The following is a 15841-nucleotide window of genomic DNA, read 5'->3' as shown; positions in this document are numbered from 1 at the left end:
CATATTCAGAATAAGAGTCGGTCCAAGAGGGACCCCAGGCCGTTTGGGCAATATTTTCCTTATCAACAAGCTTGCCTTTAGCCTTTTCCAGTTGTTTAAATATTAAAAACTCTTGACCGGTAAGTACCTCGTTCAAATTGATGTCCTGAAACTTATCAACTTTTGCCTTTGTCAACAGGTTCTTTCTATTTTTCTGAAGATAATGTTCAAACAGTTCTGAAAAAACATTCCCTTCACTATTTATTAATCCGGACCTTACAAGGTAATCTGTTGGCTCTTTGCTTGCGCCCAAAAGATACATTATTGAGTTACCTGAAAGATCATTTACAATATATTGATATCTTTGGTCAAGGTAATCAGATCCTATAAGTTCATAAGCCAAATCGACCTTCTTGCAAGATGTCAATTTCTCTTCTAACTGACGATCAGCTAATATTTGATGGAATACCCGTTTTATAATAACAGGGTCTCCAAGCGTAAACCGAGTTATCAGTTTAACTGAGTCGGAGAAAACCTTGGTATTGTGTTCGGTGAAGAATAGCTTCATTAACTGTACAGAATCATCAAAATCCGGTATAGGCATAAAAACAATATTGGCACAGTATAATAACTTGAACTGAGGCTTAAGCAGTAAAGATTCTGCAAACACTTCAGATGAAGATATAAGAACAAATGCTATATTACAATTCAGTTGATTTAGATCAAGTAATCTCTGTTGTGCCCTATGTGCTTTCTCGGGAGTTGTCGAAAGAAGTGAGTCGAGATAATTAACAACGACAACAAAAGTTTCATTTTTATTTTTCTCACAAAAGGACAAATCAATTACACCTGTTTCCAATAGTTCGTCAACGTCTATCCAAACCCAATTTTTTGTACCTTTGTAATATGAGGAATTTATAACCCGTTTAAGGACACTATTTTTCCCCACTCCATTTATCCCTTGTAATGTAACAGATGCCCCCTTAGAAGCTTTGGGAAGTAAATGTTCTAATATGTATTTGTCCCCTGAATACATGGTTGATATGGCAAAGGTTTTTAAAATAATCTGTTTTTCATTTTAGCAGATTACACATCCCGGTCAAATTAATTTGAACGGCCTCTGTTCCGGTATAATGAATAAACAATGTTTAAACGCCAAATAGTTGTTTTGATCACCTCACAATCGAGTTTCGAGCCCATCCTATGAGGTAGTGATGAAATCAATGGATTCGCTTTTATCTCTCCCTTCAAAGACCAACTATCTACAAACTGTTTAATCCTTGGGTCTTCAGAATTTACCCCGAAAGCAAACAAGAACAAGCTAATAATTTCCGATACTGATTGGGTAACAAATGTTACCCGTTCATAAGAATGATAATCTTGCCATGAATCATAAACCCCCACCTTAATCGGTCCGGGATGGAATATTCCATACATGCCTGCACCCCTAAACCTTCTAAACTGCTCATCCTCCGTCAACGTTGACTTGGCTAAGTCTCCGAACAAAACTTCTCTTAATAATGGTAAATCCCACGATATAAGCTGATACAGTATCAAGGGATGGGAAATAAATGCTCTTATTGCATTGAACCACATTGCCTCACGATACCAAGAGTCGTTTAGAGATATACCTTCCTTCTTAATAAAATCCAGGGCATGTAGTTGATCAAAAAAATTGTTGTTTGATGAAAGCATCTCAACAAGATTTTTTATAAGCCGATAGGTTGGATTATCCAAGTTAATTCGCATATCAAGCCACATACCACGCTCACAAACATCTACCAACATACGATCAATGTTTCGAATAGTCCATACCGGGACATACGAAGCAAAACCCTCTTTTGGGAGAGGGTATCTGTCAAAGTATTCAAACGCTCTAAGATAAAGACTTCTTATACTATAAGGATTAATTTCAAGGGGTGGATAAATTTCACCTCCATGTCTTTCTAGATATTTATTTCTATCACAAACTACTAACGACCCATCTTCGCGTAACTTAAGAAAAATAGACTCATGTGTAAACAAAAAACATGAGGCAACAAACTCAGGATCTGAATCTGGAACTTGATAATCCTCTATATCTTTAAGCAAAGCTATAAGGGTTGGGTCAGTAGGTGATTTATCTTTTATCCCGCTTGCCCAATTTTTAAGCTCTATATTCCCAAGTTTATGTTGGTCCCGAAGTTCAATAAGACCTCGGACAGTTACGTCCACACCAGGTAGAGACAGCTTTAAGTCATCAAAATCCGGATTACCACATTTTTGGGCACCAGAATCGCCTAATGTTTTCATTCCATCCGGATCAGCACATAAATCAATATCTAGTAACGAGACCTGATACGTACCCGGGCCCCCAGATACACCAATTGGTGCCCAAAAAGGTCTGGTACCTGAACCTATTAGATAATACTCTGTACCAGGAGCTGTAGCTATTAATTCACGCAAAAAACCTGCCACCCCACTTCCCTGGAAGAACTTACCCCATTCATCAGGAGTTAAAATGTCACCATCTTGCAAGTGCATATCAACAACTACTGGCATCAATCCGTCAATTGGAGGGGACCCCTCGCTGACTAAAGTTGCATCAGGAGATCTTACAGTCATAAAAACACCAACCAATAAATCTAATACGTAACAACAAATCAATTACAGTATACAAAATTAGTATAAAGCTAACAAGTAATAATAAAGGAAACAAAATACACACCCGGAGGGACTCGAACCCCCAACCCTCCGTTCCGAAGACGGATGCTCTATCCAGTTGAGCTACGGGTGCACTAAAACACAGCTAGTACCCGGAGCGGCCTGTCTGCCTATGGCAGAAGCTACGGGTGCATAAAGATCCACTGCTGGCGGGAATCGAACCTGCAACCTTTCCCTTAGGACGGGACTGCTCTATCCAATTGAGCTACAGCAGCTTAAAAAGAACAAACCACCAACCTACGATTACACAAGTAATTTTATTACATTTCTGATTAATAGTCTACCGGACCTTCTACAGTAGTCTTCCAGAGGATCTTTTTTACTAACTGTTTGCGCTCCGTTGACCAGTGGGTTCGGCGAAAGCCCTTTACTTATTCCATTTTGTGCTAAAGCGATTTCCTACTTACATACTGATTCTCAAGTGTATCGTTATGCCAACTTCACAACTTCACTACTACACAACCCACCCATATTCCTTAAGCATTCGATCTTGTACTTCAGAAGGTTTTAATATACCAAATTCAGTAATATATCCTGTTATAAACTGCTCAGGAATTACCTCGAACGCAGGGTTTATTATGTTAAGCCCGGATGGGGCCTCCGACCAGATTTCATGAGCATCTCTAAGTTCTATTTCGATTGGACTATAAGTGGTAGAAACATCAAGCTTAAGTAGCGGACAGGTTACATAAATGGGTTTATTTCCCATATAGGCCGATAATGCCAATCCCAGGCTACCAACCTTATTTATTCCACTTCCATCAACATTTATCTGATCTATTCCCAAAATTACAGCATCAACCGGAAGATATCTGTTATCGTAAGTAAAGCTTGCGGCCGCACTATCGACCACCATTGTTACATCAAGCCCTTTGGCAAGCAGATTTGTCGCAGTAATCCGTCCTTGATATCTTGGTCTTGTTTCGGTTGTAATAACCTTTAAATTGCCATCGCGTGCTTTATTAACACCAACAAGGATAGCCTCCGCAGTTGAAGAATGACAGTGAGTGAGTATTTCGTTATAACAAGACAGTAATTTTACGCCATTCTTGACGATTACATCCTTCGTGGACCTAATTAAGTTGACGTATGACTCCATTGTATCCGAAATCAACTTGACAATAATTTCGGGATCTTGAGCGGCTTGCCCTTTTACAATCACATTGTATATAACGTACTTAACTCCATTTTTAGCTAACGGTTCATTTGGTCTTGCCCAAGCAAGTTTATCACCTACCCTACGAAAATCCTCAAGCAACTGTTGCCTGGAAACGTTTTCAAGAATTTCATGGTTTGTTAGCCACTTCTTAAGCCCATCAAATACCGCCAGTGCTACATTTGTAGCTCCTTGTATCTTGATTGATTTAATATCTTCAATAATCTGACTTACTTCCTGAGGAATCGATATCTCGTTATCCATTTGGGCAATCTAAAAGTTAGTATACAAAATTATAGCAAAATTTCTGGTATAGTAGAAAAATATAATAATTGGTAACCAACATTAACATGAATCTAAACGAACTTCTAAAAAACAAAAAGGGCTATATATTTGATGTAGATGGAACTATTGTTGATCTTGAGGAACTTAATTTTCAGGCCACGAAATATGCCCTAGAGTCAGCAGGACTTCCGTTTTCACGTGAACTGTACATAGCTCAGGCCGGTGTGGCAATTCATAAGGCATTTGAAAATATATTAAACAATTATAATGTCGGACTCCAAATTAGCGAGCTTTTAAAGGTCTTTAGAGTGTACAAAACGAGCAAATTAAGAACTGATCTTAAGGGTTATGTAAAACTTAAACCCGGAGTTGCAGATTTTATAAAAAAAGCCTCTGAATCCGGTAAAAAGCTAGCCGTGGCAACCTCAGCAAGACGGGAATTTTTGGAGTTTGTGCTTACGGCATTTGAGCTTTTAAAATATTTTCCTATAACGATAACCGCTGACGACATAACTAAAAGTAAACCTGATCCCGAAATCTTTCTTAAGGCTCAAACAGCACTAGCTTTGCCTAAAGCTGACTGTATAGTCTTCGAAGATTCTAAAAACGGTATCTTAGGCGCTAAGGCAGCCGGCATTGCCTGTATTGGAATAAAAACCGATCGATGGAACAAAGATATTGTGAATCTTGCAGATTATGTAATCAATGACTACACAACAATATTAACAATCTTCCCCGGCAGGTAGATTACCTTTTTTATTGCCTTCGCCGTCAAATACTTTCCAATTTTTTCATCAACCTTTGCTGCCGTTACAACGATATCCTCGGTAGCTTCAACAGAAACCATTACATTACCACGAGTTTTACCGTTTATCTGCACAGGTAAATCAACGGTATCTTCAACGGTTAAGCTTTCGTCATACCTTGGCCATGCTTGTTGATGAATACTGTATTTGTTTCCAATCTTTTCCCACAACTCCTCAGTTAAAAACGGAGCATAAGGTGCTATAGTAAGTAGGAACCTCTCCCATACCGATTTGTCTATATTTGCAAACTTACTCACTGCATTTATAAACTCCATGAACTGACTAATATTCGTGTTGAAATGCAAAGTTTCGATTGCTGTTCCCGTATACTTAATAAGTTTGTTCACTAAAATTTCCTGCTTTTGTTTATCATCGGTAGACACTATCTTACTAGAAACCTTAGCGGCAGTTTTGTAAGTTCTGTTAACGAATTTGAACACTCCGCGTTCACCCTTTGTACTCCATGCTTTTGGATCCTCTAAAGGTCCCATAAACATTTCATAAAGTCTTAATGTATCACCACCATGCCTATCCATAACATCGGTTGGGTTTACAATATTCCCCCAACGTTTACTCATTTTGCGTCCATCTTCTCCATGAATCATCCCTTGGTGTCGATGAAAAATAAACGGCTCATCAAAATCAATGTAGCCCGCATCTTTTAAAACTTTTGTAAAAAACCTTGAATACAGCAAGTGTCCGGTTACATGCTCACGCCCACCAATATACATATCAACAGGCATCCAGGTTTTTAGTGCCTTTTCTGAGGCAAACTCATTTGTATTGTGAGGATCAAGATATCTGTAGTAATACCAACTCGAACACATAAAAGTATCTAATGTGTCAACTTCACGTCTTGCGGGTTTACCGCACTTTGGACAAGTTACACCCTCGTGAAAAGTTTTTGAGTAACGCAAGGGCGATTCACCCGTTGGCTTAAAATCAACGTCATCCGGAAGCATTACCGGTAAATCTTTTTCTGGTACAGGGACATACCCACAATCTTCACATAAAATCATTGGGATTGGGGCACCCCAGAATCGTTGACGTGCAACTGACCAATCACGTAATTTCATCATCTTTTCTGATTTTGCAATACCCTCTTTTGACAACTTTTCAACAATCTTCTTTTTGAAATCCTCTGAATTCATTCCATCGTATTCACCTGAATCAACCATTGTTCCTGCTTCCGTGAAAACACCCTCTTTCTCGTAGTCTCGAGAGTCCTTTTTACCTTTTTCCCGAACAACCTCAATTATGTCCACTCCAAATTTTTTAGCAAACGCGTAGTCACGCTCATCGTGTGCCGGAACACACATTATTGCACCGGTTCCATATGTAACTAAAACATAATCCGAAACATATATTGGAACTTCTGCATTATTAACAGGGTTAACTGCGACAACTCCTTCAAGCTTCACACCTGTTTTTTCTTTATCTTGCTTTCGCTCAAGCTCGGTTTTATTTTTGACAGACTCTAAATATTTTGAAACTTCTTCCCAATTTTTTATATTAGACTTTAGCTCTGAAATAATTTTATGTTCAGGAGCTATTGTCATAAATGTGGCTCCAAACAATGTATCGGGTCGAGTTGTGAAAACATCGATCGAAGTAGAACAGGTTTTTAAACCTGTCCCTACCATAAATTTTACTCTCGCTCCCTCACTTATTCCTATCCAATCGCGCTGACGTTTTTTACTGTCTTCCGGCCAGTCAACTAAATCCAAGTCCCGATCTAATCTTTCGGCGTACTTTGTAATTCTTAAAAACCAGACCTCTTTTGGAATTTGGGTTACAATTGTGTCGCACCGTTCACACTTTCCGTCAACTACCTGGTCATTAGCCAAAACAGTTTTGCAACTTTCGCACCAGTTAACTTGTTGCATCTCTCGATAAGCCAATCCCATTTTATAAAAAAGCAAGAAAAACCACTGGGTAAATTTGTAATAGTAGGGCCTATGGCTTCCTACTTCTCTATCCCAATCAACAGAAAGTCCCATTCGCTTGCACTGGTATATAAAGTTTTTAATTGCCTCCTCTGTTGTTATCTTGGGGTGAACATTTGTTTTTATGGCGTAATTTTCTGCTGGAAGTCCAAATGAATCCCATCCCATAACTTCCAGAACCTTTTTTCCTTTCATTCGGTTATAACGACCAATAATATCCGATGCGGTATACCCTTCTGCATGGCCGACATGAAGTCCGTAGCCTGACGGATATGGTGTTTGCGGCAACACATAATATTTTTCACCGGGTTTAACATCTTCCGGTGTTTTATAGATATTTGTTTCTTCCCACTTTTTTATCCATTTTGCTTCTATTTTTGTTGGATCGTATTTCATTGATATATAAGAAAATTTAAGTTTAAGGATTATAGTACAATTCTTGTAATGAAGAAATGACTACAGATTAAAGGCAAAGCAAAAGGAAAGGTCCATACACCGACCGTTTACGAATTCTTATGAATTCATTTATTTTGGGGTTGTACAAAACCTTCATGATACTCTTGTAAATTGATGGTTGATATTACCATAAAACCTTTGGTCAGGCAAAGCTTTTGCTTGACTTAAAGTTAATTTTGAATTATCCTATGATTATAAGATTAAATTTACTGCCAAGCCATTGGGAGAAAAAGCACCAACGCCACAAATACAACGTGCAATCGATGCAAATAGAGATTCTAGACCAGAAGATTGGGCAAGAATTAATACCGTCGATAAAAGAGCTCTGGGTGAAATTAAACTTAAATTGGCTTTTGCAATTTCAGATCAACAAAAAAAGGGGGGAATCCTAGAAATAGCCCCTCAACAAATTGATTCATGGATGAACTCACATCCAAGACAGCCAGCCGTCTTTCGTATTCAAGACCCTAAAGTAGGACAACTTGGCAAAAAAGAATTTTACGCAATTGTTGTTGGAAATTCACCTGATGCAATAGGTGTCCCAGACCCAGCTAAAACTACTGTACTTATCCTAGAAACCCAAAAAGTTCCATTAAGCCCATTTTTAGGCATAGAAGTCGAAGAAATGTACCCAGCAACAAGAGAAGTTGCCGCACAATACCTAAATAGGCAAGATCAACCATTAGCTATTACCTTTGGAGCTTTTCATAAAGACAGAACAGCGGAACGAAGAACTACAGGGATTACTTGGGGTGATGAGGTCTCTCTGAACAAGGATACCGGAATTGAAATGGTTAGAAATCTTATTACATCGTTGGATCATTCTGCGAAAGCTGTAAAACCTACTAGTGTTCCTCGTGTAGGCCTTATCAAAAAAGTATTTGGAGATCAATCCAAGGTAAATCGAGAACTTGTACACACAGCAACGGAATGGGTAAGGAACACTCGTGCATCAGGCTTAACAGATCAACAAATCGAAGAACAGCTTAGCCGTGCAGGTCATAACCCACACTTCATTGCACAGGTCTGGAAAAGTGTCGATCTTAGTAGACCTTTATCTACAGAAACAGAACCTGCGTCTGAACTTGAAAGAGAACTTGATAGAGCAATCAACTTTGCTGATACACATCTTCTGTATACAGGCCAGCCCGCTGCAAACTCACCGCTTGCGAAATACGGCAGACTAATGCAACAACACTTTGGACACATGAAACCCGAAATGCGAGCGCTAAGAGATGTCATACTTGCATATGGGAATAAATCCTTAACAAGAACAGAACTCAGAAAAATATTTAGAAGTATCTCTCCACATCAACACTCTGGAGCAAGAACAGTTTTTTCAGAATTTAAATTTGACCCTAAAACAGGATCTCAAATATTTGGAAGAGGAAATTCTCTATCGGCACATATTGCCAGAAGAGCAGAAATTCCAGAAACCAGCTTTGCAGTTCCACCAAGCGACACGAACCCTAGGTCTCATTTTTTCGAAGCAACAAAGCTTTCAGAGTTATTCGCAATAAGAACCATGAAAAAGGCACAGGAGCTAGCGAAAGCTCCTAACGGGATCAATAGGCAGACTCAAACAGAGTTGTTAGCAGATATCCTTTCCATCATCTACTATATGGAAAACCCATCTGTAAATTATTTATTGACAAGCACCCAGCCATCTATAGATATGCCACCATACAGACCTACTTCATAACCCTAACTTAACCTGCCCATAAAATGCCCGCTGCCCCACAACCAGGAGCTCCAGCAGCTAGTCCAGAAACAGCTTCTGCCGTCGAAACAAGAGCTACTTCTACATCTCCACATGAGCTATGGATTGCCTTAAATTCTGCAGACCCACAAACAAGAAAAGCCTTCGGAGCACAAATTGAACAAAAAATAAAAGCAACCAACAATGCAAATCCTGAAATAAAAAAACAACCCCCAGAAAGTTTGGCCGATGTCGTTGCCTGGGCAGATAATAACCCAGGCGAGCGAGTCGTGCCCATAAAAATTAATGGGAAAAGAGCAACAGCAATAATTGTCGGAAATGGTATTGACCAACAAGGCAATAGCGATCCATCAAGGCGAACAGTGATAATAAAGCCGGAAGGATTTAGTACTAAAAAAGACTGGCATGTGTTTTCTGTAGATGGGCTTAGAGCATCAGTTGACCTTAACTCTCTAACAGAGGTTTCAGCGAACCAGGACACTATTGACCAACAAAAATCAGCTAACGCAGGAAATGACGCAAGCAAAAGATTCGAAAGACTTACAAAGGAAGAACAAACAGTATTTAGAGTTGGTCAATTTAAGATTGTAAGAGAGACCGCAAAAGGTCCAAAATATAATGAATTCATGCGCAATATTACTCGGTCCTTCGATAAAGAAATTAAGGCGGGTGCCGCTCAGGAAGCAAGGGCACTCAAACTTGTCGAAAGGTCAAAAACTAGCTTAAAATATATAGAAAGAGAAATAGAAGATAAGGCCACCCAAAGAAGAACTCAGTTAAGACAACAATATGGAGGAAGATTAGGCATTATTTTCAGAAGATTTGGCCAAAACCTAGGAGATAAAGCTATTGCCCTAGCAGAACAGAAAGGAATAATGAGACCCAAAATTAAAGACTTAGCCCAAGCCGGCGTTGAAAAAATACTCGGAGTATCACAATATGAACAAACAAGAGATCAGATCGATGCTCAAGAAAAGCGCGGACTTATAATGACTATAGCCTCACAAGTAAATGCACTTTTGGATCAAGGGGTATCAAGGTCGCAAGTCGATAGAATTTTAGCAAAATATCCAGAGGCAACACGAACGGCTGTATTAGCAGAGGCGCAATCACAAAAAGAAAAGGTAGATCAGGCAGGAAAAAATCACAAACAATAGAGGCTACTCAAGCCGGACCTAAACCGGAGCAACCAACCGACAAAGAGCCAATTACTTCTGAAAAAGCTTGGGAAATGGCAACCAATATGATACAGAATGTAAGTGAACCAACAAGAAAACGAATATCAGCTGTACTAAGTAATACCGCATTGAAACCCGACACAATAAATAATCTTCCTAATGACATAATGGACCTTGCACAACAGAAAATCTCTTCAACCCAAGCATTTGTAATTCGGGACGTTGTTGATCCAAGGGTTGCTTCGGACCGATATGCAAATTTCGAAAATGCAATAAAGGTTACTGCAACCGAACTTGATACAGCATTAAAGACACAACCTCAAGACAAAGATAAAACGGCACAGGTTGTTTCGGAACTTGTAGGACAACTAGCAAACATGGCTTATTATGCAGAGAAGGCTTCTCCATTAAACAAAGTTACTTAATTTTATAAATAAGAACATGAAAAAATCCACTGTACAAAAGCTTTTAAAACATTGCACCCTACCCGATATTCTTACAGAAAAACTACAAAGGCTTTTAACGGGTTCCCCCGAAGAAGTACTTACTCCAGATGAAGAATCTATACTCGATGCCCTACTTTCCGAAGAGGTGGTAGATGAGTCAAAGGCGACTCAAACAGCCCTTGATGAAGTCGATAAAGACGAAAAAACACAAATTAATGAGGCAAAGGCGCAAGCCTATGACGATTTAGTAGCCGCAATTGAAACCCCAGATGCAAGTACGTAAGTAAGTACAAAAGCAATTGAATAATCCTCTTAAATAGTTTATACTACCTTGTGTTCTTGATTTGGGGCGCGTAGCTCAGCTGGTAGAGCAGTCGGCTCTTAACCGATCGGTCGTGGGTTCGAATCCCGCCGCGCCCAATTTGTTCTTTACAATTACAAGATGTAAAATATTGTTTTGGGGGCGTAGCTCAGCTGGTAGAGCATCTGGCTTTTAACCAGTCGGTCGTGGGTTCGAATCCCGCCGCCCTCATACTGGTTCTTTAATGTTGGGTGCCTAGGCCTTGAACTCCACGACAATTCTAGTCAAATTCTTCCCGAACTCTCTGGAAACATAACCTGCAATTGGTAGCGGGTTGGGTTCCCTGTCTGCCGACAGGTAGAGAATCCCGCCGCCCTCATAAAACTTCTCCATTCTCTAGAGCCTTGCAGTTTGGCTTATAAAATTGATAACTCTTGCTGCATGTGACTTATCAAACAGAAACGGTTTAACGTCCGCAGCCATCCTCGTTAGATCAGCCTCTCTCGCCCTTTCAGCTAATCTTTGCTTCAAGCTTTGAGAACTGGTTGTCCCAAGTTTTTGTCGAAGATACACCATATCGGGCTTAATATTTTGACTTATTAAAAACGAAACATCAAAAAAGTCTCTACCCTTAGACCTTTTCCGCTCAAGTAAAGCTGCAATCTTTTGAGATAATAAGGTCGAAATTGGAACAACTTTGATATTTTGGTAAACATCGAATTTGTCTAGTAAATGTACCTCTGAACTGTAAATATAATTTTGGGGCATTGTGTCAATCCTTATTGTAATCTTTTGATTCGGCAAATCAGACAAGCCCTCCTTATACAAGATATCTGGGATTTTTATATAGCAATGAAAAGCTTTTTTATACACAACTCTAGTTTCTACCTGAAAGCCTTCGAGCGTCAATTCACTCTTAACAAGACCAACAAGGCTTTCAAACTCAAGCTTATTAAGCTTAACGTTGTCAAAATCAAGGTCTTCTGAAAATCTCTGGTTATTGTGTACAATCCTTAATGCGGTACCTCCCATAAAAACAAGATTATTGTTATATCTTGATCCATAAATTGCTTCAAGTATTTTATATTGGATATATTCTCTTAAAATACCAAGAGAAAACATTTGTAGCTTTGGAGGATAACTACTGTTTATTTCTTTCAGGCTAATCATTTTTATAATATTTAATGAAAGTTGATATTCGCTTCTCTAGTTCCACATTCTGCATTGCGGTTGTATACATTTGTAACAGCTTGTAATCTACTTGTGTCCTCAGCATTTCTTCATTAATACGCAGTGATTCAATAGCCACTCTATCGTTAATATTATTGTAATAGAAAAAATCAACTATTGACTTCTCTATTGTTGCAATTCGATAACCCTGTCGATAACCCACAATCGGCTTAATTATATCTCCCAAAAAGCCACTCTCCTTAATCTTTCTGTAACTAAATGTTCCCACCACTGTTTTATAATCAATCGTTCTCCTTGAGGACACCGAGGTAATGGTAAGAACCCCCTCGGGAATCAAGTTATACAAGGAGAGAGCCTTCTCCATTGATACGTATGACGGGGAAAGTAATTCATTGGCAATTACAAGCCGAACTTCTTCTGTTATTTGTAAATCAGAAAATATATACTTTCCTTTAATTAGTTTTTTTATATACCCCTTGTTTTGCCATTGGGTAAGTTGTACCAAGTTGAAATCTGGTTCATATAATTGAATGTCTGAAAGCTCAAACACTACAAACTTGCTTAACCTATCCTTAAAATCCAAGAACTTCAAGTCATATAGTAATAAAAAATTATAAGTATACGTAATATATTACCCTGATTTTCAAAACTTGTAAAGCACACAAAGTTATTCCCAAGCCGTTTACGGTGTGATAAAATAACCGTGTCGCGGGTGTAGTTCAGTTGGTAGAACGTCTCGTTGCCAACGAGAAGGTCGCCGGTTCGATCCCGGTCGCCCGCTCCATTTGTTGGGCCTGTAGCTCAGTTTGGTTAGAGCATTCGCATGGCATGCGAGAGGTCGAGGGTTCGAGTCCCTCCAGGTCCATATAAAAATGGTGGGACTTTCACCTAGGTTCCCCGACAAGTCGGGATTTCGCTCTTTCCTATGTAAGCGCTCAACGAGTCCCTCCAGGTCCATTTCCCATTGAAAAGATTTAATATCCACACACATTAACCTTCATATATGGAGCCGGATTAACTCTATTTGCCCAGTCGGAACCCTTTCTAAGCTCAAAATGAAGGTGAACACCCGTTGAATACCCAGTAGCACCCATTTTACCAATAGGCGTACCGGCATAAACATACTGACCCGAAACAACATAAAGCGCTTGCATGTGGGCATAAACAGTAGTATATCCGTTAGGATGAGCAATTTGAACATGCCATCCGAACCCATTATTTGCCCGACCGGAGAATATTACGGTACCCTCTGCCGCAGCAAGAATATCGGGGGCTGCACTGTTAGACATATCAATTGCAACATGATACCAAGAAGCACACTGGGTAACCTTAGCCCCGGGTGCCGGCCAATCTAAAAACCTTCCAACATTAGGATCTACAGGGTTTAAAGTAATTATAATCTTGTCATCAGAATCTGGACGATAATCATCAACAATGGGCATTGTCGCATTAGGAATAAATAGGGTGTCTCCCACTTTTAACGTAAACGGGGGATCTAGCCAATTCATGTCCACAATTGCCTGGGAAGAAACCTCGTATTCTGTTGCTATAGTATCAATAGTGTCATTCTTTTTAACAGTGTACATTATTCCATCGCCGGGAGGAATTTTAAGAACTGTACCTTGCCGTACAACATGTACATTTGTTAGATTATTCGCCCACTTTATTGTATCAACACTTACTCCATATGCATTAGCTATGGAGCTTAACGAATCGTCCTTTTTTACAACATATTCCATCATTTCAATTGAGGTTCGTTCCTGCGGAATTAGAGTCTCAACAGACCCGGATTCTACCAGAAGGTCACGCTGCGCAACACCGGCATAATAAGTATATGCTTGATCTAGAAGAATAGACTCGGTAATGGGTTTGTTAACGGTTCCAACAATAATTACAAGCAGAAAAACTCCAATTGTAGCTGCCTGGGTAAAATATCTGTACACTTCTCCCCTTCCCCAAAACATATGTTTCATTAACCACCTTTTTAGAACAAGAAAAATCTTTGTAATCCATTTTAAAAATTTATCCCATAGCATAAAAAACTCTTTAATTTTCAGCAAAAAATATAAAAAGATATCTGCAACCACAGTACCAATAAGGTTAAGAAATTCAGTAAAAGTAGGAACAAGCGGGGGTTTCGAGTCGATTTCTGCCTCGTTACCTTTAGTTTTCATTAGAATTGATTAAAAGCTTAAAAACCAGGATATTATTTAATATTAGGGGATATTTGTCAAGGAATAATTTCTTCCTCTACTTCATCGGAAACCGGAACAATCCAGTAGGTAAAATCCGAATCCATAGCAACGGCTGTATTTAGCTGGAGGGTAAAACTTGTTTCATCAATTATTTCAGAAATCCAATGCCTTGTCGCCGGTGAATAATCATCCTTAAAGGTGATTAAAATCACTGAATCAGCATTTACTATTGCCGAAGCTATTGTTACACTTTGTTCCCCGGCCAAAACCGTACCTGTTCCAACACTCTCATTGTCGGTTTTTGTAAGCCCAAGTACATTTATCCTTACAAAACCTTCCGAATCAATAGAGAATATTTTCTTGTCTAGCTCATTAAATATTGTGAAACTCTCTAAAAGCTCTGAATTAAGCAAGACTTTAAGCCCACTACCGGACTTACCCTTTATGCTTCCCGAAATTTCCAAATCGCCATCCATTGAGACATTTCCAAGTTCATCTACGGTAAAGCTGCCTTCCCCCACGTCAAGAGTCAAAAGTGGTGTACTTACAATCGGAGCTCCACCCAAAACTCCTGCCTTATAATCAGCAACAAGGCTATTTAGGTCGTTTGTAAACGTATATGGTTGGTACCAAGATACATTTACAAATACCATTATCTTTCCCACGTAAAAGTAATCACCTGCGGTAAGTCCATACTCCGCAATCACGTTAGCTCGGGTTACCGCATCAAGCGATGACACGGGTACTCTAAAACATGGCTTAGCGGGATTACTTCCATCATCCTCGGGCCAAACTATTGAATCAATACTTGATACGACCGGACAAGTTGACGTGTTCCAATCTGTAGTGTTGTTTAAAGCCTTACCTAGGGTTTCTGCACCTTTCTTTGCCTTGACTCCAACACCAGGCAAGACTGAAGACACGATATAGTCTCCGACCTCAAAATCTCCTGAAATACTCGAGACTATAACTGGAACCCTACCTACCAACGCTACTGCCGCCTGCTGTTCATTTGGAAACTGATTACCGTTAAACCCACCCATTAACACCGCGGGGTTTGTTGTTATTACTCCAATTAAATCCTCACCCACAACACCTTTACTACGTTTTACAAATACTTCATTTGTATTGTCGGCTGAAACGATTTCTCCAGGTTTTAGATTTGATTCTTTTGTAGGATAGTTTTCGGCAACATCATATACCGTCATACTTGTAGACGAGGAGTAGACTACACCCTCTGTATTGTTATCGCTATTGCAGTTTGCATCAGATCCTACACAAAGTCCTCCACCAGTTACCTGAAGTCGAGAATCCGGACTCGTTGTCCCTATACCCACTCTACCGGCAAAGTATGAACTTAAGCTGCTGTTAATACTAAGCACCCCATTGGAGTTAATCCCTCCGGGCCCTACATTAAGACCATTCCGAACATACGCATTGTTCCCAACATCCAGATTCTCTGAAATCGTAATGTCATTT

At 39.5% G+C, this 15841-nt stretch carries 14 protein-coding genes and 6 tRNA genes; 9 read left to right on the top strand and 11 right to left on the bottom strand.

Annotated elements, in window-relative coordinates; all coding sequences use genetic code 11:
* The 5 genes from JW962_00350 to JW962_00330 all read right to left on the bottom strand — a co-directional run.
* Positions 1-1015, bottom strand: a 1015-nt coding sequence (locus JW962_00350; protein MBN1373773.1) for a hypothetical protein, incomplete at its 3' end; no start/stop codon positions are given.
* 68 nt (positions 1016-1083) lie between these two features.
* The gene (locus JW962_00345; protein ID MBN1373772.1) at positions 1084-2583 is read right to left on the bottom strand and encodes a hypothetical protein; all 1500 of its coding nucleotides are present in this window, start codon (positions 2581-2583) and stop codon (positions 1084-1086) included.
* Positions 2584-2681: 98 nt separating this feature from the next.
* Positions 2682-2755: transfer RNA gene (locus tag JW962_00340), tRNA-Arg, on the bottom strand.
* A gap of 68 nt (positions 2756-2823) precedes the next feature.
* Positions 2824-2897: transfer RNA gene (locus tag JW962_00335), tRNA-Arg, on the bottom strand.
* A 239-nt stretch (positions 2898-3136) separates the two neighbouring features.
* A complete protein-coding gene (locus JW962_00330) occupies positions 3137-4102 on the bottom strand; it encodes a translation initiation factor eIF-2B (protein ID MBN1373771.1) in 966 nt (321 codons plus the stop codon).
* 86 nt (positions 4103-4188) lie between these two features.
* On the opposite strand from JW962_00330, the gene JW962_00325 reads away from it, so the two are divergent.
* On the top strand, positions 4189-4869 hold the full coding sequence (locus JW962_00325) for an HAD family phosphatase (protein MBN1373770.1): 681 nt from the start codon (positions 4189-4191) through the stop codon (positions 4867-4869).
* Here the strand turns inward: JW962_00325 and JW962_00320 are convergent.
* Positions 4833-7271 carry a leucine--tRNA ligase gene (locus tag JW962_00320; GenBank protein ID MBN1373769.1) on the bottom strand — a complete coding sequence of 813 codons (2439 nt, stop codon included), beginning with the start codon at positions 7269-7271 and terminating at the stop codon, positions 4833-4835. The two genes, JW962_00325 and JW962_00320, sit on opposite strands and share 37 nt — an antisense overlap.
* A 280-nt stretch (positions 7272-7551) precedes the next feature.
* Here JW962_00320 and JW962_00315 point away from each other — a divergent pair, with 280 nt between their 5' ends.
* The 6 genes from JW962_00315 to JW962_00290 all read left to right on the top strand — a co-directional run bounded on the left by JW962_00315 (position 7552) and on the right by JW962_00290 (position 11207).
* The gene (locus tag JW962_00315; protein MBN1373768.1) at positions 7552-9033 is read left to right on the top strand and encodes a hypothetical protein; all 1482 of its coding nucleotides are present in this window, start codon (positions 7552-7554) and stop codon (positions 9031-9033) included.
* A gap of 23 nt (positions 9034-9056) precedes the next feature.
* Positions 9057-10208 (top strand): hypothetical protein, encoded by a 1152-nt coding sequence (locus JW962_00310; GenBank protein MBN1373767.1) that lies wholly within the window; start codon positions 9057-9059, stop codon positions 10206-10208.
* A 74-nt stretch (positions 10209-10282) separates the two neighbouring features.
* A complete protein-coding gene (locus JW962_00305; protein MBN1373766.1) occupies positions 10283-10654 on the top strand; it encodes a hypothetical protein in 372 nt (123 codons plus the stop codon).
* A gap of 16 nt (positions 10655-10670) precedes the next feature.
* The gene (locus tag JW962_00300; GenBank protein ID MBN1373765.1) at positions 10671-10958 is read left to right on the top strand and encodes a hypothetical protein; all 288 of its coding nucleotides are present in this window, start codon (positions 10671-10673) and stop codon (positions 10956-10958) included.
* 64 nt (positions 10959-11022) lie between these two features.
* Positions 11023-11095: transfer RNA gene (locus JW962_00295), tRNA-Lys, on the top strand.
* A gap of 39 nt (positions 11096-11134) precedes the next feature.
* A tRNA-Lys gene (locus JW962_00290) sits at positions 11135-11207 on the top strand.
* A gap of 24 nt (positions 11208-11231) precedes the next feature.
* On the opposite strand, the gene JW962_00285 is transcribed toward JW962_00290, so the two are convergent.
* From JW962_00285 to JW962_00275, 3 genes are read right to left on the bottom strand one after another with little or no spacing between them, the layout of a single operon-like run.
* A complete protein-coding gene (locus JW962_00285) occupies positions 11232-11369 on the bottom strand; it encodes a hypothetical protein (GenBank protein MBN1373764.1) in 138 nt (45 codons plus the stop codon).
* A 3-nt stretch (positions 11370-11372) separates the two neighbouring features.
* A complete protein-coding gene (locus JW962_00280; protein MBN1373763.1) occupies positions 11373-12146 on the bottom strand; it encodes a nucleotidyl transferase AbiEii/AbiGii toxin family protein in 774 nt (257 codons plus the stop codon).
* Complete coding sequence (locus JW962_00275) at positions 12139-12759, bottom strand: hypothetical protein (protein ID MBN1373762.1); 621 nt, start codon at positions 12757-12759, stop codon at positions 12139-12141. The genes JW962_00280 and JW962_00275 overlap by 8 nt, the downstream gene beginning before the upstream one ends.
* Positions 12760-12875: 116 nt before the next feature.
* Between JW962_00275 and JW962_00270 the strand changes: the two genes are divergently transcribed.
* Both JW962_00270 and JW962_00265 read left to right on the top strand, forming a co-directional pair.
* A tRNA-Gly gene (locus JW962_00270) sits at positions 12876-12951 on the top strand.
* Positions 12952-12957: 6 nt separating this feature from the next.
* Positions 12958-13032 (top strand) — tRNA-Ala (locus JW962_00265).
* Between the two features lie 109 nt (positions 13033-13141).
* Here JW962_00265 and JW962_00260 read toward each other — a convergent pair.
* Together JW962_00260 and JW962_00255 are read right to left on the bottom strand one after the other, a co-directional pair.
* A complete protein-coding gene (locus JW962_00260; protein ID MBN1373761.1) occupies positions 13142-14341 on the bottom strand; it encodes a M23 family metallopeptidase in 1200 nt (399 codons plus the stop codon).
* 56 nt (positions 14342-14397) lie between these two features.
* Positions 14398-15841, bottom strand: a 1444-nt coding sequence (locus JW962_00255; protein ID MBN1373760.1) for a hypothetical protein, incomplete at its 5' end; no start/stop codon positions are given.

The organism is Candidatus Dojkabacteria bacterium (assembly GCA_016927995.1).
Taxonomy (GTDB): Bacteria; Patescibacteriota; Dojkabacteria; order JAFGLO01; family JAFGLO01; genus JAFGLO01.
The sequence above is the reverse complement of the archived record's forward strand: the minus strand, read 5'-3'. Positions and strand labels throughout refer to the sequence as shown.